18 protein-coding genes and 1 other RNA gene are annotated in these 21,035 nt (G+C 57.7%); 9 read left to right on the top strand and 10 right to left on the bottom strand.

From position 1 onward, the window contains the following. Positions 1 to 79 precede the first annotated feature (79 nt). The 3 genes from LG374_RS12020 (at position 80) to LG374_RS12035 (ending at position 4,272) form a co-directional block, all read left to right on the top strand. Positions 80 to 1,120: a hypothetical protein gene (locus tag LG374_RS12020; protein WP_225757920.1), complete on the top strand. Its 1,041-nt coding sequence runs from the start codon at positions 80 to 82 to the stop codon at positions 1,118 to 1,120. Then, positions 1,117 to 2,718 (top strand): two-component system sensor histidine kinase CreC, encoded by a 1,602-nt coding sequence (gene creC, locus LG374_RS12465; RefSeq protein WP_304518583.1) that lies wholly within the window; start codon positions 1,117 to 1,119, stop codon positions 2,716 to 2,718. Before LG374_RS12020 ends, creC begins: the two co-directional genes overlap by 4 nt. Before the next feature lie 282 nt (positions 2,719 to 3,000). After that, positions 3,001 to 4,272 (top strand): hypothetical protein, encoded by a 1,272-nt coding sequence (locus LG374_RS12035; RefSeq protein ID WP_225757921.1) that lies wholly within the window; start codon positions 3,001 to 3,003, stop codon positions 4,270 to 4,272. A 290-nt stretch (positions 4,273 to 4,562) separates the two neighbouring features. On the opposite strand, the gene arcC is transcribed toward LG374_RS12035, so the two are convergent. The 9 genes from arcC to LG374_RS12075 form a co-directional block, all read right to left on the bottom strand. Further along, positions 4,563 to 5,492, bottom strand: a complete 930-nt coding sequence (arcC, locus tag LG374_RS12040) for a carbamate kinase (protein WP_225757922.1) — start codon at positions 5,490 to 5,492, stop codon at positions 4,563 to 4,565. A gap of 30 nt (positions 5,493 to 5,522) precedes the next feature. Then, a complete protein-coding gene (allB, locus tag LG374_RS12045; RefSeq protein WP_225757923.1) occupies positions 5,523 to 6,881 on the bottom strand; it encodes an allantoinase AllB in 1,359 nt (452 codons plus the stop codon). Between the two features lie 18 nt (positions 6,882 to 6,899). Beyond that, complete coding sequence (locus tag LG374_RS12440) at positions 6,900 to 7,022, bottom strand: hypothetical protein (protein ID WP_255594566.1); 123 nt, start codon at positions 7,020 to 7,022, stop codon at positions 6,900 to 6,902. Positions 7,023 to 7,167: 145 nt separating this feature from the next. Next, the gene (locus LG374_RS12050) at positions 7,168 to 8,598 is read right to left on the bottom strand and encodes a YfcC family protein (protein ID WP_225757924.1); all 1,431 of its coding nucleotides are present in this window, start codon (positions 8,596 to 8,598) and stop codon (positions 7,168 to 7,170) included. A 78-nt stretch (positions 8,599 to 8,676) separates the two neighbouring features. Next, complete coding sequence (locus LG374_RS12055) at positions 8,677 to 9,705, bottom strand: aspartate carbamoyltransferase (RefSeq protein WP_370639351.1); 1,029 nt, start codon at positions 9,703 to 9,705, stop codon at positions 8,677 to 8,679. 46 nt (positions 9,706 to 9,751) lie between these two features. Continuing rightward, positions 9,752 to 10,528 carry a (S)-ureidoglycine aminohydrolase gene (gene allE / locus LG374_RS12060; protein WP_225757926.1) on the bottom strand — a complete coding sequence of 259 codons (777 nt, stop codon included), beginning with the start codon at positions 10,526 to 10,528 and terminating at the stop codon, positions 9,752 to 9,754. Positions 10,529 to 10,677: 149 nt separating this feature from the next. Beyond that, the gene (locus LG374_RS12065; protein ID WP_225757927.1) at positions 10,678 to 11,574 is read right to left on the bottom strand and encodes a peptidylprolyl isomerase; all 897 of its coding nucleotides are present in this window, start codon (positions 11,572 to 11,574) and stop codon (positions 10,678 to 10,680) included. A 116-nt stretch (positions 11,575 to 11,690) separates the two neighbouring features. Further along, a complete protein-coding gene (locus LG374_RS12070; protein WP_225757928.1) occupies positions 11,691 to 13,256 on the bottom strand; it encodes a peptide ABC transporter substrate-binding protein in 1,566 nt (521 codons plus the stop codon). Between the two features lie 20 nt (positions 13,257 to 13,276). Further along, entirely contained in the window at positions 13,277 to 14,848 is a 1,572-nt protein-coding gene (locus tag LG374_RS12075; protein ID WP_225757929.1) for a peptide ABC transporter substrate-binding protein, read from the bottom strand. 131 nt (positions 14,849 to 14,979) lie between these two features. Between LG374_RS12075 and ccoS the strand changes: the two genes are divergently transcribed. From ccoS to LG374_RS12095, 4 genes are read left to right on the top strand one after another with little or no spacing between them, the layout of a single operon-like run. Then, positions 14,980 to 15,153 carry a cbb3-type cytochrome oxidase assembly protein CcoS gene (gene ccoS, locus LG374_RS12080; RefSeq protein ID WP_225757930.1) on the top strand — a complete coding sequence of 58 codons (174 nt, stop codon included), beginning with the start codon at positions 14,980 to 14,982 and terminating at the stop codon, positions 15,151 to 15,153. Further along, complete coding sequence (locus LG374_RS12085) at positions 15,150 to 15,812, top strand: sulfite exporter TauE/SafE family protein (RefSeq protein WP_225757931.1); 663 nt, start codon at positions 15,150 to 15,152, stop codon at positions 15,810 to 15,812. The genes ccoS and LG374_RS12085 overlap by 4 nt, the downstream gene beginning before the upstream one ends. A 41-nt stretch (positions 15,813 to 15,853) precedes the next feature. Next, positions 15,854 to 16,831: a biotin--[acetyl-CoA-carboxylase] ligase gene (locus LG374_RS12090; RefSeq protein WP_225757932.1), complete on the top strand. Its 978-nt coding sequence runs from the start codon at positions 15,854 to 15,856 to the stop codon at positions 16,829 to 16,831. Continuing rightward, positions 16,828 to 17,577 carry an SDR family oxidoreductase gene (locus LG374_RS12095; protein ID WP_225757933.1) on the top strand — a complete coding sequence of 250 codons (750 nt, stop codon included), beginning with the start codon at positions 16,828 to 16,830 and terminating at the stop codon, positions 17,575 to 17,577. The genes LG374_RS12090 and LG374_RS12095 overlap by 4 nt, the downstream gene beginning before the upstream one ends. A 174-nt stretch (positions 17,578 to 17,751) precedes the next feature. On the opposite strand, the gene LG374_RS12100 is transcribed toward LG374_RS12095, so the two are convergent. After that, positions 17,752 to 19,308, bottom strand: a complete 1,557-nt coding sequence (locus LG374_RS12100; RefSeq protein ID WP_225757934.1) for a glycerol-3-phosphate dehydrogenase/oxidase — start codon at positions 19,306 to 19,308, stop codon at positions 17,752 to 17,754. Between the two features lie 175 nt (positions 19,309 to 19,483). Here LG374_RS12100 and glmU point away from each other — a divergent pair, with 175 nt between their 5' ends. Continuing rightward, entirely contained in the window at positions 19,484 to 20,857 is a 1,374-nt protein-coding gene (gene glmU / locus LG374_RS12105; RefSeq protein WP_225757935.1) for a bifunctional UDP-N-acetylglucosamine diphosphorylase/glucosamine-1-phosphate N-acetyltransferase GlmU, read from the top strand. Between the two features lie 73 nt (positions 20,858 to 20,930). After that, positions 20,931 to 21,027: signal recognition particle sRNA small type (gene ffs / locus LG374_RS12110), an RNA gene on the top strand. Positions 21,028 to 21,035: the final 8 nt, after the last annotated feature.

Here is a 21,035-nt window from a genome sequence, read left to right on the forward strand (position 1 = left end):
GCCTGCAAACTATCCCGTCTCCCGCCAAGCGGGACAAACACTGGGCTTACGCCGCTTAATCCATCACCACGAATACACCATGACCGACATCAGCCAACTGCGCGAACAACTCGCCGCCCTCGATAACAACGAACAACGCCAGCAAACCGTCATCGCCGCCTTCAATGAAGCCGAAAAAGCCGGCGACAACGACACCTGCGCCGCCATTGCCGAACACATCATCGGTGAAGAAATCCTGGATGAACGCTTCAGCCCCGGCCTGCAAATGTACTGCCTGCAATGGCTGACGGATTACCACGCCGAACAATTCGTCGCCTGTTACAACGACGAAAACGCGAGCGAAGACGAAAAAAATACCGCCTGGCAGCCGCTGATGCTCAACCTGTGGCAGCACAAATGGGTCATCGCCAAACTGGCACAAGACCTCGGCGTCGAAAAAGAACGCCTGACCCTAGCCGGCGAAATCATGCGCGACCGCTACGACTGGGCGGGCCTCAGCCAGTCCGCCGTACACAAAACCCAAATGCTCATGAGCATGGATATGGGCGACATCGATGGAGCGAAAGCGCACTACACCGCCTGGCAGGAAACCGAGGCCGATTACAGCGCCGACTGCCCCGCCTGCGAACAGACCGAACTCGTCAACTACCACCACTTCATCGGTCAGTACCAAAAAGCCGTCGAACTCGCCGCACCGATCCTCGCCGGCGAACTCACCTGCGCCGAAGTGCCGCATATCACCTACTATCCCGCCATCAGCAGCATGATCCACACCGGCGACTGGGCACGCGCCGCCGAAACCCTGAACGACGCCGTAAAACTCATCGAAAACGCCGGTGACGAACACATCCACATCATGCCGCGCCTCATCCAGCTAAAAAACCGCTTGGGCGAGCACAGCGACGCCCGCGCGCTCTTTGACAAACACAGCGACGCCATCTACGCCTCCTGTGCCAACAACAGCTTCACCTACCTGCAATACCTGACCGCCGCCGCACCCTACTATCCGGACGCCGCCGAACACGCCCGCACCCTCGCCGAACAGTACGACAACCGCAACGGCAACCACTACTTCCGTAACCAAATAGAGTCGCTGCTCACCCCGCCCACCTTGCAATGACCATCTTTGTCCGCCTCTTCCTCGTCTATGGGCTTGTTCTGACCCTGGGCGGGGCACTGCTCATGCGCGACGTGCAGCAACAACTGCGCCCCGGCATGCGGCAAGTGCTGGAAGACACCCTCGCTGACAACGCACAAATCCTCGCCGCCAGCCTCGCTCCCGCCCTGCAAAACGGCGACATCCGCGACCCCGCCTGGCAGGCCGCCCTGCGCGCCGACCTTGCCCGCCCACGCGATATCCACATCTACCAAAACCACAAAACCGCGAACCACCAACAACTCATCATCACCGATGCACGCGGCATCGTCCTCTACCACAGCAACCCGCTTGAAACAGGCAAAGACTACAGCCGCTGGAACGACATCCTGCGCACCCTGCGCGGCGAATACGGTGCACGCAGCAGCCACGGTGCAGACGGCAGCACCATGTACGTCGCTGCCCCCATCCGTGACAGCGACGGCCGCTTGCTCGGCGTCGTCAGCCTCGGCAAACCCAGCGCCGACATCCAGCCCTACCAGACACAAACCCAGCACGAATTGCGCCGCAGCGGTGCGCTCTACCTCACCGCCAGCCTCGCCCTCATCGCCCTGCTTACCCTGTGGATACGGCGCAGCATCAACCTTGTCCGCCGCTACGCCACCGCCCACGCGCCTATCCCGCCTGCGCCGCGCTTTCACCTCGCCTCCGAACTGAACCGCCTGACGGACGCCATCGGCAATATGCGGCGCGAACTCGAAGACCGCGACTACGTCACCCGCTACATCGAAACCCTCACCCACGAACTGAAAAGCCCGCTCACCGCCATCACCACCAGCGCCGAACTCCTGCAAGACGACCTGCCCGCCGCCGACCGCGCCCGCTTTGCGGCAAACATCGCCCAACAAAGCAACCGCCTGCACGAACTTGTGCGCCGCCTGCTCGAACTCTCACGCCTTGAAAAAGACCCGCTCAACAAACAACCGCTTGATATCGCCGCCCTTTGGCACAAACTTGTGCACGCCCAACAAGCGCGACTCGCACAAAAACGCCTTAGCCTCCACGAAAACATCACGGAAGAAAAAGCCCCTTCCTCGTGGCCGCTTCCCACGCGGGTATCCGGCGGGAAGAACTGGGGTGGGGGCAGCAAAAAAGAGGCTGTTGATGCGCCAATGCACAACGCAGACACGGCGGGAAAAGCCACTTTTCCAGAAGAAGACGGGAGGGGACTGGAACAGCCCGCGACAGCGAATCAACCCATCACTGCCAATGCTCCCTTCAAACCACCGCTTACCCTCCGCGCTGACCCCTTCTGGCTCGAACAAACCCTCGCCAACCTGCTGGAAAACGCCATCCGCGCCGCCCCGGAAGGCAGCACCCTCACCTTCACCGTCGCACAAAGCCGCAGCCATACCACCCTCAGCCTGCACAACCGCACCGCAGCACCCATCCCCGACTACGCCCTGCCGCGCCTCTTTGAGCGCTACTACACCCTGAACCGCAAAGAAAACAGCGGCCTCGGCCTGACACTGGTCGCCGAAACGATGCACCGCCACGGCGGCAGCGCCACCGCTGAAAATCACGCCGACGGCCTGCGCATCACCCTGCGCTTCCCGCGCTGAAACATCTCTGGCTCCGCCCCCGCCAAGCGGGATAAATACTGGCCCCGTCAAGCGGCGTAAATACTGGCTCCGTCAAGCGACGTAAATACCGGACTCTCATTAAGCGGCGTAAATACTGGCCTCACCATTAAACCTATTGTCTTCGCTGCGCCAAAACAGAAATCAAAACAAGGCAACATGAACTTGCAACATCAAACAAAAATACGTAATTTCCTGTCTTTAAAGAACTGACGGGGAATATCCCGTGTTACTTGAAAAAATCATCTGCTACGGAATACCCCCATGCCCCGTTCTACCATTCACCATTTCCCGCTCAATTTTGCCGATCCGCGAACGCGTGGCTGGGGAGGTATGACGCTGGGGTATAAATATACGAATATGATTGGCTGTATTATCGTCGGTTTTCTCCTCTTTATCTTTATGTACGATAATCGTCTGGGACCATTTTTTACAGCAATCTGGGGAATCTGGATACCCTTATGGTTATTCACTATATTCTACTTTTTAAGACGTGACGCCTATATTGGCATTCATCGTTCCCCTAAATCTCGCGTTATCTGTGATCCACGCGGCATTACCTGTCATAATATTTTTGACCGTATTCAATATCAATGGCGCTGGAACGAACTTAAAGCCGTTGAATATCAAAGACAGCCGCAGCGTGCTTTGCGCATTACACCACTGCGCGGAACTGTCGTTATCTATCGCAGTGGACGCTTGGACTATGCAGACTATCGCGCCATTGTAGAAACCGCACAGCAATATCTAAGCGGAAAAATTCCTGCTTTCCCGGAGACGCCGTCCGTTACGGTTAATCATATTTGGTACGAGAGATGGGATATGCTTAGCGATAAAGGAATAAACGTAATCTATTGGGGAGTAATGCTATTTGTTTTTTGTTCTCAGCCGGCTACATTACGTGCTATCCATTATTGGCCGGAGAAATGGGAGAACCCACCACCTGCTATGCTGAATAATTTATATCCTTTTTTAGTCATAGGTTTTATATTGCTTGACTTATTCCTTGTCTATCACATCATTCGGCGCTTTTGTCTCCTGTGTGCGGCAACGGCACATCCTTATGCAGCTATTGATAAGGAAGGATTGTATTTCTATCATTCAGGAGGCAAGGTACTTAAATTACTATGGCAGGATATCCGTTCCATAGATACAGAACATGTCAAATATACATATGATCGGTTTGATATGAAGGTTATAGATCGACTTGGCCACATTCGATATATTGGCGGTGATAGTGGAGAACGTGAATCAGAAATTGTAGATAATATTAATAGCCTCTTAGGCGGAGGAGAATTAAAAATTCAGAAAGAGTCCGGCAAAAATACCACTTATGTGAGTGATATTTTTCTATTTTTTCTTACTACGTTGTTAGGTTTCGCCCTTACTTTAGAAGAGTTTTTTTATACTTTTGAAATTAACAATATTCTAATACTTTATCGCGATTCTATTTTTAATCTTTTTGTGTTCTTAATGCTGGGTCTTAATCTTTTAACCCCTGGTTTTGGAAATATTGGGAATTTTAGAAGGAAATAAATATTTTCTGATGCAACAGCAGCCGCAGCGGACAGCACGGTGAAACCGTTGTTGCCGTAAGCGGTGTGCTAACCCGCAACCCTTCTCCGGTAACGGAGAAGGGTTTTTTATCGGCAGACTCGTTAGTAAAAAACGCCTTTCCCTGCGGAAAGGCGTTGTCTGCGGGAGATGTGTTCGTCAGGGCTCAAGCGTAGGTATAGTTAAACATCTAAAAAATCGTAACGGCGTTGCGTCGCCTTGCCGTACTACTTGTACTGTCTGCGGCGACGCGCCTTGTTACGCTTTTTTATCTATTCAACTATAACGCCTTCGGCTTTGCCGCTGATGCGGGTGCCCGCTTTGCCGGCGACGATTTGTTCGATATCGGCGAGTGCACCGATGACGGCATCTTTGCCGGTCGCTTTGGCGAAGTTTGCCGCCGCTTCGATTTTCGGCCCCATTGAGCCGCTGGCGAAGCCGAAGGCAAGGGCGGCATCCGGCGCAGCCAGGGCGATGCGTTTTTGTTCGGGTTTGCCCCAGTCGAGGTAGGCACCGTCCACGTCGGTAGCGATGACGAAGAGGTCGGCGTCAATCAGGGTGGCGAGCAGGGCGGTGGCGAGGTCTTTGTCGATGACGGCTTCGGCACCGTGCTGTTTGCCTTTGTCATCGACCCAGGTCGGGATGCCGCCGCCGCCGCCGCAGACAACGATGTATTTATTATCGATGAGGGTTTTCAGCGGTTCCAGGCCGAAGATGTTGACGGGTTTGGGGCTGGCGACAACGCGGCGGTATTTGTCGTTGTCCGGCGCCATCGTCCAGCCTTTTTCAACGGCGATTTTGTCCGCTTCTTCTTTGCTGTACACCGGGCCGACCGGTTTGCTGGGTTTTTGGAAGGCAGGGTCTTTCGGATCTACCTGGATTTGCGTCAGCACGGTGGCAATGGAGGCGCTGCCCGGCACGGTGTTGGAGAGTTCTTGTTGGATCATGTAGCCGATCATGCCGGCGGTTTCGGCACCGAGAACGTCAAGCGGGTACATCGGCACTTCTTTGTAGGCGTTGTTTTGCAGCGCCAGCAGGCCGACTTGCGGGCCGTTGCCATGGGTGATGATGAGCTGGTTGCCGTCGTAAACGCGGGCGATCTGGGCACAGGCGGTTTTGACGTTTTCCCGCTGGTTTTCTGCGGTCATGGGTTCGCCGCGTTTCAAGAGGGCGTTGCCGCCGAGGGCAATGACGATTTTCATGGTGTGTCCTTAGGTTAGGAGTGGGAGCATTTATTTGGCGATGTACATCCGCTTGCCCTGCGGTTTGCCGACGATGCCGTCCGCGAGGGTGTAAACGGTTTGGCCGCGCAGCAGGGTGCGGGTGATGCGGCAGCCGATGTCGAAGCCCTCGTAGGCGCTGAATGGGTTTTTGTAGTAGAGGTCTTCAGCGCGCAGGGTGTAGCGCTGGTTCGGGTCAAGAATGACGATGTCGGCGTCTTTACCGAGGGCCAGCGCGCCTTTGTCGGCGAGGCGGAAGCGGGCGGCAGGCTGGGTAGCAAGCGCTTGCATGAGGGTGACCGGGCTAATGTTACGTTTTTTCACTGCTGCGTCAAACATCATGTCCACGCTGTTTTGGGTGCCGCTGATGCCGCCCCAGGCTTTGAAGGCGTCGTCGCCCGCTTTGAGGTCGGGGGTACAGGGCGAGTGGTCGGATCCGATGATGTTGAGGATGCCGTTTTCCAGCAGTTCCCACATGCGTACCTGGTTTTTGCGGTCGCGGATGGGCGGGGAGCATTTGGCTTTGTTGCCGATGGCGTCGAGGTCTTCGGTCGCGAGCAGGAAGTAGTGCGGGCAGGATTCGCAGCTGGCGTCCACGCCTTCGGCCTGGGCTTCGAGAACGGCGGCGACGGCTTCCGGGCAGCTGCAATGGGCGATATGGATGCGGCAGCCGGTTTCTTTGGCGAGCAGCAGGACGCGGCGCACGGCTTCGACTTCGGTGAAGACGGGGCGGGTGGCGACGTAGTCGGAGAGCAGTTTTTTCCCTTCTTGTTGGGCTTTTTCGCCGAGTTTATCGGTAATGGAGGCGTTTTCGCAGTGGACGATGAGCAGGTCGCCGGTTTCGGCCAGCACTTGCATGCCGGCGTAGAGTTCGTAGTCGGTCACGTCTTTGAAGTCGCCGGGTTTGCCGCTACCGCAGGTGGCGACGAAGGCTTTGAAGGCGGCCACGCCCGCTTCTGACAGCGGTTTGAGGTCATTGAGGTTCCAGGGCAGGAGGCCGCCCATCGGCGCGTAGTCCGCATAGCACTGGTCTTTGGCGGCTTCCAGTTTGAGGTTGAGGCTGGCTATGTCCATCGTCGCCGGGATGGTGTTCAGCGGCATTTCGACGAAGGCGGTGGTGCCGCCGGCGACCATGGCTTTGGTGCCGGTGAGGTAGCCTTCCCATTCGGTGCGTCCTGGTTCGGAGACGTGCATGTGCACGTCCACCATGCCGGGCAGGATGTAGTTGCCGGCAGCATCGATGGTTTCCGCCGCTGCTGCGTCTATTTGCGGTGCGATGCGGGCGATTTTGCCGTCCTTGATGGCGATGTCGCCATTCATGCAGCGTTCGGGCAGGACGAGTAAGCCGTTTTTGATGAGGGTGTCGTACATGATGTGCTCCCGGTTGGTTCAGAAGGTGATGGTAAGGATCTGCATGAGGTTGAGCGCAATGCTGGTGAGGAGGGTGAAGGTGCGCATCAGCGGGTTGTGGAAGCGGATCCATTTGCCGAATTCGATTGACGTGGGTGGCAATGAAGAAGCCGGTGGTGGGGAAGAAGATGTCGGTAAGCTGGCCGCTCCAAGCGTTGGCAGAGATGATGGTCTGACGCGAGATATGGGGCAGGGCGGCAAGCTGGGGTTACGGCGTGCCGGTGAGCGGCACGCCGTAGGGGCTGGGTCATCGGCCTGCGAAGGTCTGCATGAGGTAGAGGGCGACACAGGCGACGCCGCCCAGCATAAACATCAGCGGGGTGTAAAAGCGCAGCCATTTGCCGTATTCCACTTTGGCGATCACCAGGGTGGCGACGAAGAAGCCGGAGGTGGGGAAGAAGATGTCGGTAAGCTGGCCGCCCCAGGCGTTGGCCGAGACTACGGTCTGCTGGTCGATATTGAGCAGTTCTGCCAGCGGCGAGAGAATCGGCATGGTGAGCAGGGTCAGGGCGGTAGCACCAGGGATGAGGAAGTTAAACAGCGACTGTTCCCAGAAGATGGTGATAGCGGTGACTTCCTGCGGCACGGAGCGGGTCGCGCTTTCCAGCCAATACACGATGGTGTCGGTAATCATGCCCTTGTCCATGACGACGGCGATAGCGCTGGCGACACCGCAGAGCAGGGCAGCGACCATCATGTCGCGCATGCCGGCGTTGACGTCGTCGCAGATTTCTTGCGGTTTCTTGCCCGCAATCGCAGCGGCGGCGATACCGATCAGCAGGAACAGCCCGCCGATGGCTTCAAAGCCGAGGTTTTTGATGAGGATCATCGCGATGGCGATGGGGAACATGATGAAGCAGGCGATACCGGCGTATTTCTGCCGCTTGCTGAAGGTCATTTCGCCTTTGGCGGCATCTTCGGCGGCGATAGCCTCGCGCATGGCGCGGTCGGTTTCGAGCGTCAGGCTTTTTTGCGGGTCCGCCTTGACCTTCGCGGCATAGCGCATCACGTAGATGATGGTGATGACGAGCACGGTGAGCAGCACCAGGGCGCGCATGCCCGAGCCGGAGAACATTGGCAACTGGGCAATCTGCTGGCCGACGCCAACTGAACCTGGGATGGTGAGGCCGAAGGTGAAGCCCATGCAGGGGCCGAGCAGCGACACGGCGGTAGCGGTCATGCCGTCATAGCCCAAGCGGTAGAAGAGCGGCAGGAGCACCGGCAGGTAGGCCAGCGACAGTTCCGGCACGCCGATGAAGGCGGCAAGACTGGTGAAGACGCTGATAAGGATGGGAATGACCAGATAGCCTTTGTCGCCGACGGCGCGGTTCAGGTTCTGCACGCCCATATCGATCAGGCCGGCACGTTTGATGAGACCCATGCAGCCGCCGACCATAAAGGTGAGGAAGACAATACCGGCGGCGCGTTTCAGACCGTCCGGAATGGCGGTAACCAGATCCATGAAGCCGACGGGATGCTGCTCGATGGTGTGGTAGGTATCCTTCACCACCATCGTCTGCGTGCCGTGCGCCGTCTGGATGGTTTCGCGTTCGTACTGCCCCGCAGGGATGATGTAAGTGAAGGCGGCGACCAACAGGATGAAGATCACCAGCACGATATAAATATCGGGCATCTTGAATTTCTTTTTGGCCGGAGCTTCCGGCGGTTGCGCTGACATGAAGGTTCTCCTGCAAAATGGTGGGGGGTGTTGCCACCGGGCGGCGGCAACGGTTCGGGAGGAAAGACGGGGCTGACTTTAATTGACGCCGACGACGGCGGAGAGCAGCGCCATGCGCACGGCGATTGAGAAGCCGATGCCACGAAAATAGAGCTGGTGCTCGGTGTTGTCGATGCCGAAGTCGAACTCGCCCGGGTTGCGCGGCAGCGAATGGTGCACGCCGACAACCTTGCCGGTCTTCTTCTTGATGTTTTGCAGCATCTCCAGCGAGACGTAGTACTGCGCCATCGTCTTCATGAAGTCCTCGCGGTTCGGGTCATCTTTCTTCAGCGAGCTGCCCGGCAGATAAATCACGTCCACGCCCTTGTCGGCATAGAGTTCCTCGTTCTGCTTCATGGTGAGGTCGAAATGCTCTTCGAAGTCGGCCCCCATCGCGACCAGCTTATTACGCACGATTTCCGGGGTGCGCAGCTCGCTGGTGCCGGTGTAAATGATCTTCGCGCCCATGGCCGCCAGTGCCAGCGCGAAAGATTGTCCGGAACGGGCACGGGACAAATCCGGCGTGGCAATCGCCACCGTCGTGTTGGTGAGATCACCGAAAGCGCGCCAGCAGGTGTAGCAGTCCAGCAGGCCCTGGGTCGGGTGGGTCACGTGGCCGTAACCGCCGGAGATCACCGGAGAGACATACGGGCCGAGCTCTGCCAATGCGCCCAGCGCTTCCTTGTCATCCGGGTGACGCATGACAATGACGTCGGCATATTCCGAAGTTACCCGCAGCGAGTCATAAAGGCTCTCATTCTTGGCGACGGCGGAATTGTGCGTCGGGTCAGATTCCGTGATCACATTGCCGCCGAGACGCAGCATGGCGTTTTCATGGCTGCAACGGGTGCGGGTGGAAGGCTGGAAGAACAGGGTGTAAAGCACCTTGCCTTGCAGCAGATTGAGGCCGGTACGCAGGAAAGGTTCCAGCATTTCGGCGGCACGGAAAAGGGCAAGCAGCTCATCGCGGCTGAAATCATCGAGGAAAGTAATATTTTTCCCCTTCATATGGGTTTCAGCCAATACCTCGCGAATATCGAGCGTTTTGAATTGACTATTAAGTGCCATAACGGATACCTCTTGTAAAACGAGTAGAAAAAACAGGAATAAAAAATCAGATTTCCACGTCGCGGTTGCAATCTTTAGAATAAATGTAGCTGAATGGGCCACGGCCAGCGGCATAAGATGCCTGCTTGCAATACGGGCCAAACCAGATGAAATCCTCTTCCTGAATCAAATACCAGTCTTCATCCAGCAAATAGCAGCCTTGGCCTTCATACACATAAGCGCCATGTTCCTGCACATGCGTTTCGATAATATTGTGGCTGGCGCCGGGATCGAAACTGAGAATATGCATATTCATATCGAAGGCTTCTTCTACCGGCAGCAAATCCTTAATATGGACATTGGCCATACCATCATAATCCGTCCATTGAATGGCATTGACATTGCCAAATACGGCATAGGGAGCCAGACCGCCCGGATGCGGCACATAACGCTGCTTGTAGAGCAGGATACGGCCTTCCTTGTGGTTTGCGTTTTCAAAATCGATGCCGACACCGGGCGGGGCATAAGCATAGCCACCCTGTTTTAATACTTCGCTTTTATCGCCGACCTTGACCTTTAATTCTGCCGGGCCTTCGAGCAAATAAATAAACGATTCCTCATGCGCCTTGGCGCCGTAAGTAATCGTGCTTTTCGCATTCGGGCCAAGCGTGCCAATGAGCTGAATAAAGCTGGCGCCCATTTTTGGCGTGGCAAGAATCGTCATTTTGCAATCCGTCAGACCGGGAACCGTATTGATAACCCGTCCTTCCGGAGTAATTACGGCATAATTACCATGTTTGACGACTGAGCGGTTTCTTAACAAACCTGCGGGATAACCTGGCATTTTTCTCTCCTATTTGGCGACAAAACAACTTGTCGAAAAAGAATATACGCCCGCCAACAATCCATCCCGATAGCCGCCGGTGACAAGCAAGTGTCTTTGCATGCCATAAAAAATCCCGCCGGATGGCGGGATTTTTATAGGCCGGACGTTTATCGCTGCACGCGTGATGGCACGCTGATATTGCACACATCGGTGTAACCGGCGGTGCGCATGAACCAGTCGCCGCTGCGGTTGCGCCGCGATTCCACCATCTCGGCGAAGGCCGGGCTATCGGTCTTCATGATTTGCAGCGCCAGGCGTTCGCTTTCCGGCACTTCGCTGCCGAGGCGGATATTCTTGATTGGGGTGTATTCCGCCGGGCTGTTGTAGTAGCCGGCATAACCTGCGTTGTTATTGGTGCCGCGCGGCAGGCTGCTGAGTAGTTCCATGCCGTGCACGACGCGGCCGACCAGGGTGATGTTGCGGTCGAGGTAGCGCGGCGACTGGCCGATGACGACATAGAGTTCGGCGCCGTTGCTGCTATCCGGCGGATCGTTACGTCCGGAACCGAGCACGCCGTAGCAGTGGGTCAGCCAGGCATCTTTGTCATCGTTCGCTACGGCAAAGCCGTCGGCAAATCCGACCTGCTTGGCCCAGCCGTCTTTATCCGGCAGGGCGGTAAACGCCAGTCCGGCCAGCGGGCGGGTAAATTCGGCGGGCAGCGCCTTGCTTTCCGGCGGCAGCGGTTTTGCCTTGGCTTTGTCCTCGGCATCGGGATCGCCAAACTGGGCGACGTAGTTGTCCTGCACGCGATACACGCTCAGGCCGTCCCAAAAGTGTTGCTGCGCCAGCAGTTTGATTTGCGCGACATGCTCCGGAGCGAAGTCCGGCGCCAGTTCGAAGACCACCGTGCCCTTATCAAGCTGCATATAGAGCAGGTTGGCGGGATCCGGTGTGCGCCAGGCATCGGCCGGCGCGGTGTCGATAATCTCCTGGGTGGAGCGGCCCGGGGTGGCGAGTACCGGCAGGGCGCAACACAGGACGGCGGCAAGCAGGGTTCTTTTCATGTCTTTTCTCCAGGGAAAGCCAGCGGATTGTGGCAGGGCCAAACTACCCGCATGGCGCGGCAGCGTCAATTCTGCCGCTAAAAAAACCGCCACAGGGGCGGTTTTGGGGGGGCGGCTTATTTTTCGATGCGGATGTATTTGCTCGGCCAGTGGTTCATCACGTTGGCTTCGTAGCCTTTGACGTAGGGCTTCACCAGATGTTTGGAGACGAAGTAATACACCGGGATGAGGCCGTTCTGGTCAATCAGCCGTTTTTCCGCACTCTGTAGCAGGGCGGCGCGTTTTCCGGCATCGGTTTCCGCCGCTGCGGCAGCGAGGATTTTGTCGTATTCGGGGTCGTTCAGGCCGATGGTGTTGCTGCCGCCGCCGCTGATGAAAAGGTCAAGGTAGGTGTTGGCATCATCGTAATCGCCCATCCACGAGCCCCGGAAGATTTGTGTTTTGTATTCGCGGCGGTCGTTGAGGTAGGCCTTCCATTCTTTGTTGGTCAGGGTGGTTTCTACGCCCAAGCCTTCTTTCCACAAGGCAGCGACGGCGATAGCGACTTTTTTGTTGTTGTCGTTGCTGTTGTAGAGCAGCTCGACTTTGAACGGTTTGTCTTTGCTGTAGCCTGCTTCGCTGTAGAGTTTTTTCGCGCGTTCGAGGCGTTTGGCATAGTCCCAGGCGGCGTAGTCGGGGGTGTAGGGGGTGTAGCCGCTCACGCCCGGGGTGACGAAGCCGTAGGCCGGGGTTTCGCCGCTGCCCGCCAGTTTGACGATGCGGTCGCGGTCGAGCGCAAGGTTCAGCGCTTCACGCAGTTTGGGCGCGTCTTTGAACGGTTCTTTGGTCAGGTTGAAGCCGAAGTAGTAGGTGCCGAGGTAGTTGTGGATGCTCAGTTCGTCACCGAGATTTTCGCTCAGCCATTTGATCTGGTCGTTGGGCACGTCCGCCGTCCAGTCAAGTTCGCCGGCACGGTAGCGTTGCAGTTCGGCGTTTTTGTCTTCGCTGACGTAGTAGATGACTTTGTCGAGTACGACTTGGGCGGCGCCGTAGTAGGTAGGCGATTTTTCCAGGGTGATGCTGGCCGATGGTTTCCATTCGCGCATTTTGAAAGCGCCGTTGCCCACGATGTGTTCGGCGCGCGTCCAGTCTTTGCCGTATTTTTCCACGACGTGACGCGGCACGGGGTAGGTGGCGGCGTTGCTGAGCAGGCCGGTGAAGTATGGCGTTGGGTTGTTCAGCTCGACGCGCAGGGTGTGCGCGTCCACGGCGGTGATGCCGAGGCTGTCCACTGCTGCCGTGCCTTCGGCGATTTCTTTGGCGTTTTTGACCGGGTAGAGGAAGAAGGCGTATTTGCTGCCGGTTTCCGGATCGACGGCGCGCCGCCAGGCATAGACGAAGTCGTCAGCGGTGACGGGTTTGCCGTCCGACCAGTTGGCTTCACGCAGATGGAAGGTCCAGGTTTTGCCGTCGCTACTCACGTCCCAGCTGGCAGCGGCGCCGGGGATGGGGCGTGCACCGGCGTCTTCATCGACGAGGCCGACGAACATGTCGCGCAGGATGTGCATTTCTGGCATGCCTTGGGCGAGTTGCGGGTCCATACTGGCGGGTTCGGCGTCGTTGCTGCGGCGGAAGATGATTTCGGCCTGCGCGCCGCCACAAAGGGCAGCGAGCAGGAGGGTGGCGAGCAGGTGTCGTTGCATATGTTCTCCTTCGGGTGGTTTTATTTTTCGATGCGCAGGTACTGGCTGCGGACTTGTCCCATGATGTTCGGCTCGTAGCCTTTGACGTAGGGTTTGAGCAGGCGCACGGTGACGTAGTGATAAATCGGGGCGACGACGTAATTATCGGTGACGATTTTTTCCGCTTCTTGCAACTGCTGGGCGCGCGTTGGCAGGTCGAGCGTGCCAGCAGCGGCTTTAAGGGCGGCGTCATAGGCGGGGTCGGCGAAGCCGGAATGGTTCATGCTGGCGTTTTGCTGGAAGATTTCGAGGAAGGTGTAGGGATCGTTGTAATCGCCGATCCAGGCGTAGCGGTACACTTCGACGTTTTTCTGGTTCAGGTTGGAGAGCATGACTTTCCATTCCTGGTTTTCCAGTTCGGCCTGCACGCCCAGCACCTGCTTCCACATGGCGGCGACGGCAACGGCGATTTTTTTGTGCGCGTCGCTGGTGTTGTAGGTGATGGTGACTTTGAGCGGCTTGTCCTTGCTGTATCCCGCTTCGGCGTACAGCGCGCGGGCGCGCTCGATTTGTGCCTGGCGGTCGAGTTTGGCGTAATCCGGCAGGTAGGGAGCGCTGTTGTTGGTGGCGGGCGGGACGACGCTGTAAGCGGGGATTTGTCCCGCTTTGGTGATTTTGTCCACGATGGCTTGGCGGTCGATGGCGATGGTCAGCGCCTCGCGCAGTTTAAGGTTGTCCTTGAAGGGCGGCTTGGTCAGGTTGAAGCCGTACCAGTAGGTGGAAAGGTAGGGATCAATGTGCAGCTCGGCGGCGTAATCTTTTTTCGCGGTTTCCAGGCTTTCCGGCGAGAGGGATTCGACGTAGTCCACTTCTCCGGCACGGTAGCGGGCAAAGGCGCTGCTTTCAGATTCGATCGGATAGTAGATGACTTTGTCGATGGCGACTTGCTCGTGGTTCCAGTACGTCGGCGATTTTTCCGCCGCCAGTAGCGCTTGCGGTTTCCATTCGCTGACGCGGTAGGCACCGTTGGTGACAATGTTGCCAGGTTGCGTCCATTTATCGCCATGTTGCTCAATGGCTTTCTGTGGCACGGGGTAGCTGGTGTAGTGGGTGAGCAGGCTGATGAAATATGGCGTTGGCGTGTTCAGTTCGACTTGCAGGGTGCGTTCGTCCAGCGCCTTGATGCCGAGTGCGTTCAGGTCTTTTTCCGCACCGGTCGCGATGGCTTCAGCGTTCTTCACGGGATAGAGGATGAAGGCGTATTCGCCGCCGCTGGCGGGGTTGACCGCGCGCTGCCAGGCATAGACGAAATCGGCGGCGGTGACAGGGCTGCCGTCCGACCATTTGGCGTTGTCGCGCAGGTGGAAGGTGTATGTCTTGCCGTCTGCCGACACCTCCCATTTCTCGGCGACACCGGGGATGATGGTGCCGTCGGCAGCGGCGCTGGCGAGGCCCTCGAAGTTGTCATAAATGACCGCTGAGCCGGCGTTCTCGCTGGCGAGCTGCGGATCGATGCTCTTCGGCTCGCTGCCGTTGGCGCGGCGGAAAACGGTCTCGGCCTGGGCGGAGAAGGCGAGGGCGAGCAGGGTGGGTAACAGGAGGCGCTTATTCATTGAGGTTTCCTCATGATGTCGGGTGGGAATACATACTTTACGGCAATTCATATTGAAGGCAAGCGCGCTTTCCCCTGCCAGGCAAGCGGGTTTGCCGCATAATGCACCTTTTCCCTTTCCGCTGGTTTTACATGCAGATTCTCTACCTTCTGATCCCGATGTCCGTCGTCCTTATCGTGGCGGCGGTGCTGGCTTTCTCCTGGGCGGTTAAACACCGCCAGTTCGACGACCTCGAATCGCCCGGCATGATCCCGCTTCTCGACGACACCGACGAAGAACGCCGACACGAGCGGCAAGACCAATGAACGGCGCGGTATTGCTCACCGCCCTCGCCACCGGCCTCGCCGGCAGCGCACATTGCGTGGCGATGTGCGGCGGTATCAGCGCCTCGCTTGGTCTGGGCAGCACACGCAAGCGTTACCTGCTGGTGTATCACGGCGGGCGCCTGCTGAGTTACAGCACCCTGGGGCTGATCTTCGGCTGCCTGCTGCCGCTTTTCGGCTTCCGTCCGCACAATCCCGCTTGGGGGGCCGCGTTGCGAATCGTGGCAGCGCTGGCGATGCTGCTGGTGGGGGTGCAAATCATCCTGGGCGTCAACTGGCTGCGTCGCCTGGAACGCTACGGCATCAAACTGTGGCAGCCGCTGGCTGGATTCGTGCAAACCTTGCTGCCGGTGCGCAGTGCCAGCGATGCGCTGCTGCTCGGCTTCCTCTGGGGACTCTTACCCTGCGGCCTGATTTATAGCGCCCTCGGCCTTGCCCTGATTAGCGGCAACCCGCTGGCGGCGGCGCTGGTGATGCTGACATTTGGTCTGGGAACACTGCCCGCGATGCTGCTGCTCGGCGTCTTCTCCGGCACGCTGCTACAAGCGCTCACTCGGGACGGCAGCCGCCTGCTGCTCGGCGGGCTGGTTATCGCGGCTGCTTTGTGGACGGTATGGCCGTTTCTGGCGCGTCTGGTATAAAAGCGCTACGAACTGGCAAAACCCGGTGCGCGGGACTATCCTTGCTGCACACCCACACATCCCTTCCTGCCATGCCGGAAACCCGCTTGTTTGAAGCCTTTGCTGCCCAACCCGCCTGGGCGGAAAGCGAACTCGCCCAACACCTCGTTACTACCCCTGCCGCACTGCGCATGCTCTTGGCCGATCTGCACACGCGTGGCATCCTGCGCGTCGCGGAAAGCGCAGACGGCTGGCGGCTTGATCCACCGCCCGAACTGCTTGACGCCGCCTACCTGCGCGTCGCCTGCCCGCAGGCTCCCATCCACCTCAATGTCGTAACCGATTCCACCAACAGCGTTCTCGCCCGCTTGCATTCGCCGGCAAACGGCACGGTCGCCCTCGCTGAATACCAAAGCGCCGGACGTGGCCGCCGTGGCCGACACTGGCAATCCCCCTTCGCCGGACAAATTATCCTCAGTCACTACTGGCACTACCCCGAACCTGCTGCCGCTGCCGCCCTTAGCATCGGCCTCGGCCTCGCCGCTGCTGAAGCGTTGCGGCAGGCAGGTTTCCCTGTGCGCCTCAAATGGCCGAACGATCTCTATCTCGACGGACGCAAAGTCGGCGGCATCCTCGTCGAAACCCATAGCAGCGCGCAGGGCATCGCCACCATCGCCGGCATCGGCATCAATCTGCAACCGCTGCCCGGTATCGACCAGCCACACGCGGCTCTGAGCGAAGCGGGGCCCATCGCGCGCAATGCCCTCACTGCTGCGCTCATCAACGCCTGGCGCGCTGCCTGTGCCGCTCACCCTGCTGCCCGCACCGACTATCCCGCCCGTTGGCGTGAGCTTGACCTGTATTACGAACAAAGAGTCTGTCTCAGCCATGCCCAGGGCAATAGTCGCGGCATCAACCGTGGCATTGATGCAGCAGGCCAACTGCTGCTCGAAGATACCGACGGCAACATCCACCCCTGGACGGCAGGCGACATCAGCCTGCGCCCCGCATCCCTTCACAACACAGGAGACAACTCATGAAAGCCCTCGTTACCGGTGCTACCTCCGGATTTGGCGCCGCCATTGCGCGCAAACTTGTCGCTCGCGGTCATCAAGTCATCATCACCGGCCGCCGCGCCGAACGCCTGCAAGCCCTCTGCGACGAACTCGGCGACGCCTGCCTGCCACTCGCCTTCGACATCAGCGACGAAGCGGCGACGCTGGCCGCATTAAAGAGCTTGCCTGCCGCCTGGCAGGACATTGATCTGCTCGTGAATAACGCCGGACTCGCCCTCGGCGCCGATCCCTTCCCTAACTGCAACCTCGCTGACTGGAAACAAATGATCGCGACCAATATCGGCGGCCTCGTTACCGTTACTTATGCCGTACTCGGCGGCATGGTGGCGCGCAATCGCGGCCACATCATCAACCTCGGCTCGACTGCCGGTACCTACCAGTACGCAGGCGGTAACATCTACGGCGCGACCAAGGCTTTCGTCAAACAATTCAGCCTCAACCTGCGCGCCGACCTGCTCGGCACCAACGTGCGCGTCTCCAACGTCGAACCCGGCCTCTGTGGCGGCACCGAATTTTCCAACGTGCGCTACCACGGCGACGATGCCAAAGCCGCCGCGCTCTATGCCAACGTGGACTACCTCACTGCCGACGACATTGCCGACACCGTGCTGTGGATCGCCGAGCGCCCGGCACATGTGAACATCAACCGCGTGGAAATCATGCCGGTCGCGCAAGCCTCCGGCGGCCTCGCGGTGAAAAAGAAAGCGTGAACTGCCGCGTAATGCAAAGAAGCCCGCTACGGCGGGTTTCTTTTTGCCCAGGATTTACCCCGCTAATGACTGACCTGTCCTACCCTATAAACCCCGTGTTTTTCCGTCGGGCATGGCATCAGCCCAATAAAAAACGCTGCCGAAGCAGCGTTTTTTGTCGCGCAAAGCGCAGACTCAGAAGTGGTACTGCTTCGCCAGTTCACGGAAGGAGGCGGTTTGTTCTTTCACCCAGGCCTCATCTTTGCCGAGTTCGGCGGCGATGTAACGGGCGACATCTTCGGCGACTTCAGCGGCAGCACGGGCATCAAGGAAGAGGAAGCGGATGCGGCGTGCCAGCACGTCTTCCAGGGTTTGTGCCATTTCTTCACGCACTGCCCACAGGGCTTCGGCGTAGAGGAAAGGATGATTCGGGTGGATTTTGCTGCCGGCTTTGGCATCGCTTTTTGCCAGAGCTTCGATAGCGGCGCGGTCGCTGCCGTAGAGGCCAAGATGGCTTTTTTCGTCTGCTGGTTGGTGGCCGTGGATTTTCAGGTCAACGGTTTTGCAGTCTTTGGCGGGCAGGACATTTTCTTTGATAGCGGCGTCAACGGCGTCTTCAGCCATTTGCCGGTAGGTTGTCCATTTGCCGCCGATGATGTCCACCATACCGGACGGAGTAACGTGTACTTTGTGGCTGCGCGAGACTTCTTTGGTGCTCTTGCCGCCTTCTTTCGGCGCGGCGAGCGGACGCAGACCGACGAAGACACTCTTGATGTCGGCGCGGGTCGGCGCTTTGACGAGGTAGTCTTTGGCGGTGTTCAGGATGAAGTCGATCTCTTTTTCCAGCGGCTTCGGCTCGTATTCGGCGTCTTTGACGAGGGTATCGGTGGTGCCGACGACGAGTTTGTCATGCCACGGCACGGCGAAGAGAACGCGACCGTCTGAGGTTTTCGGCACCATCAGCGCGCTGTCGCCCGGCAGGAATTCGCGGTCAATAACAATGTGTACGCCCTGGCTGGGAACGACGCCGTCCATGCCTTCCGGATTGTCCATTGCATTGATTTCGTTAGTGAAGACGCCGGTAGCGTTGACGACGCAGTTGGCTTTGATGTCGAAGGTGTCGCCGCTGAGGGTATCTTTGGCTTTGACGCCATTGATTTTACCGGCGTCGTTTTTGCTGAGACCTGTGACTTCGCAGTAGTTAACGACGGTTGCACCGTGATCAACTGCGGTTTGTGCGAGGTTGACGGCGAGACGGGCGTCGTCGAACTGGCCATCGTAGTAACAGACGCCGTTGCGTAATTTTTCGGGCTTGACGCCTTGGAGCAGGCGGTTCGCTTCATCTTTGCCGAGGTAACGGGTCCGGCCGATACCGAGTTTGCCGGCGAGGCGGTCGTAGAGCCACAGGCCGAAGGTGTAGTACGGTGCGGTCCACCATTTTTCGCCGGGGATGATGAAAGCTTCACTTTTGAAGAGGTGCGGTGCGTTTTTGCCGAGGCGGCCGCGTTCGCGCAGGGCTTCACGCACGAGGGCTACGTCGCCCTGGGCGAGATAGCGCACACCACCGTGTACGAGCTTGGTGCTGCGGCTGGATGTGCCTTTGGCGAAGTCCATGCGTTCGAGCAATAAGGTTTTGAAGCCGCGCGTGGTGGCATCAACGGCGATACCAAGGCCGGTTGCACCGCCGCCGATAACGACGACGTCCCATTCTTCCCCGCTTTTGGCACGTTCGAGTTGCTCTTGTCTTTTCATGTGTTTTTTCTCCAATTTTTTTCTGAATTTAACCGGCATCACCGGAAAATATGCGGTATTTTAACACCACATCCTCAAAATCATCACAAAAAATGTAAAAAATTAACGACTAATCCACATCATCAGATGCATTCCGTTAGAATGCTACTCTTTTCACGCTTTTTGAGGATTTATTATGCGTACTCTCGCTTTGATTCTCGCAGCCGGTAAAGGCACGCGAATGCGTTCGGCTCAAGCCAAGGTGCTGCAACCTGTTGGCGGTAAGGCCATGATCGTGCATCTGCTGGAAACGTTGCAGGAGCTCACTCTTGAGCGCACGGCAGTAGTGTTTGGATATCAGGGTGAGCAGTTACGCGCCTGTATTGAACCTGCCTGGCCACAAATACAGTGGATTGCGCAGACCGAGCAGCGCGGCACGGGGCATGCGGTGCAGATGGCTATGGCGGAAATCGCGCAAACCGAGCGGACACTGATTCTTTTCGGTGATACACCGCTGGTGCGCGCGTCAACATTACAGCGCTTGCTGGATGCGTCGCAGGAAAGCGGTTTCGCCCTGCTTTCTGCTGTGGTGGATAATCCTTTCGGTTACGGACGCATCGTGCGTGATGCTGACGGCAGCGTCAGCGCAGTGGTTGAGGAAAAGGACGCTAGCGAGACGCAGCGGGCAATTACCGAAATCAACACCGGTATGATGGTGGTTGCGCGTGACATCCTCACCACGCACTTGCCGCAATTGCAAAACAATAATGCACAAGGCGAATACTATCTGCCTGACCTTGTTGCCCTGCACCGCGCGGCAGGAGGAAGAATCTCCGCCATAATCGCCGACGATGCTGAAGAAACGATGGGTATCAATACCCGCGCGCAGCAGGCGCAGGCGGAAGCGGTGTACCGCCGCCGTCAGGCACAAGCCTTGCTGGATGCTGGTGTCACACTGATTGACCCTGCGCGCATCGACATCCATGGCACAGTCAGCGCCGGACGTGATGTGGTCATTGAGGCAAATGTTGTCATCAAAGGCACGGTCAGCCTCGGCGACAACGTCTATATCGAAAGCGGCTGCGTACTCGATAACTGCACTATCGGCGCGCATGCGCGTGTGTACAGCCACTCGCGCCTTGAGCATTGCAGCGTTGGTGCCAATGCACAAGTCGGTCCCTTTGCCCGTCTACGCCCTAAAACCGTGCTTGATGAAGGAGTGCGCATTGGCAACTTCGTCGAAACCAAAGCAGCAACCATCGGCAAAGGTAGCAAAGTCAATCATCTGAGCTATATCGGTGACGCCGTCATCGGCAGTGCGGTCAACATCGGCGCCGGGACAATTACCTGTAACTACGACGGCGCAAACAAATACCGTACCACCCTAGGCGATCGTGTCTTCATTGGCTCGAACAGCGCTCTCGTCGCTCCGGTCAACATCGGTGACGGTGCAACCATCGGTGCAGGTTCTGTCATCACCAAAGACGTTCCGGCAGAGCAACTTGCGCTCACCCGCAGCGAACAGAAAATCATCAGTGGCTGGCAGCGTCCCGTAAAAAAAGCAAAATAAACAATGTGCTAGCGCACAATGTGAAAAGTGCCTTGCAAACGCATGAAAAATCCCTAAAATGCGCCGCTGGTCTGCATTGGCGCTTCGCAACGATCAGCCGCAAACCCCGTCAGGTCCGGAAGGAAGCAGCGGTAGTGGTGAAATCGGGTGCCGGAGTAAGCTGGTGCAGGCCTTTTTC

Origin of the sequence: Cardiobacterium sp. Marseille-Q4385 (genome assembly GCF_916618745.1) — a bacterium.
Taxonomy (GTDB): domain Bacteria; phylum Pseudomonadota; class Gammaproteobacteria; order Cardiobacteriales; family Cardiobacteriaceae; genus Cardiobacterium.

Coding starts and splice junctions, on each gene's coding strand:
- LG374_RS12075 (WP_225757929.1), bottom strand. CDS start 14,848: ATGAATAAGCGCCTCCTGTTACCCACCCTGCTCGCCCTCGCCTTCTCC.
- allB (WP_225757923.1), bottom strand. CDS start 6,881: ATGTACGACACCCTCATCAAAAACGGCTTACTCGTCCTGCCCGAACGC.
- LG374_RS12055 (WP_370639351.1), bottom strand. CDS start 9,705: ATGGCACTTAATAGTCAATTCAAAACGCTCGATATTCGCGAGGTATTG.
- LG374_RS12065 (WP_225757927.1), bottom strand. CDS start 11,574: ATGAAAAGAACCCTGCTTGCCGCCGTCCTGTGTTGCGCCCTGCCGGTA.
- arcC (WP_225757922.1), bottom strand. CDS start 5,492: ATGAAAATCGTCATTGCCCTCGGCGGCAACGCCCTCTTGAAACGCGGC.
- creC (WP_304518583.1), top strand. CDS start 1,117: ATGACCATCTTTGTCCGCCTCTTCCTCGTCTATGGGCTTGTTCTGACC.
- LG374_RS12095 (WP_225757933.1), top strand. CDS start 16,828: ATGAAAGCCCTCGTTACCGGTGCTACCTCCGGATTTGGCGCCGCCATT.
- LG374_RS12100 (WP_225757934.1), bottom strand. CDS start 19,308: ATGAAAAGACAAGAGCAACTCGAACGTGCCAAAAGCGGGGAAGAATGG.
- LG374_RS12085 (WP_225757931.1), top strand. CDS start 15,150: ATGAACGGCGCGGTATTGCTCACCGCCCTCGCCACCGGCCTCGCCGGC.
- allE (WP_225757926.1), bottom strand. CDS start 10,528: ATGCCAGGTTATCCCGCAGGTTTGTTAAGAAACCGCTCAGTCGTCAAA.
- LG374_RS12035 (WP_225757921.1), top strand. CDS start 3,001: ATGCCCCGTTCTACCATTCACCATTTCCCGCTCAATTTTGCCGATCCG.
- LG374_RS12050 (WP_225757924.1), bottom strand. CDS start 8,598: ATGTCAGCGCAACCGCCGGAAGCTCCGGCCAAAAAGAAATTCAAGATG.
- LG374_RS12070 (WP_225757928.1), bottom strand. CDS start 13,256: ATGCAACGACACCTGCTCGCCACCCTCCTGCTCGCTGCCCTTTGTGGC.
- ccoS (WP_225757930.1), top strand. CDS start 14,980: ATGCAGATTCTCTACCTTCTGATCCCGATGTCCGTCGTCCTTATCGTG.
- LG374_RS12020 (WP_225757920.1), top strand. CDS start 80: ATGACCGACATCAGCCAACTGCGCGAACAACTCGCCGCCCTCGATAAC.
- glmU (WP_225757935.1), top strand. CDS start 19,484: ATGCGTACTCTCGCTTTGATTCTCGCAGCCGGTAAAGGCACGCGAATG.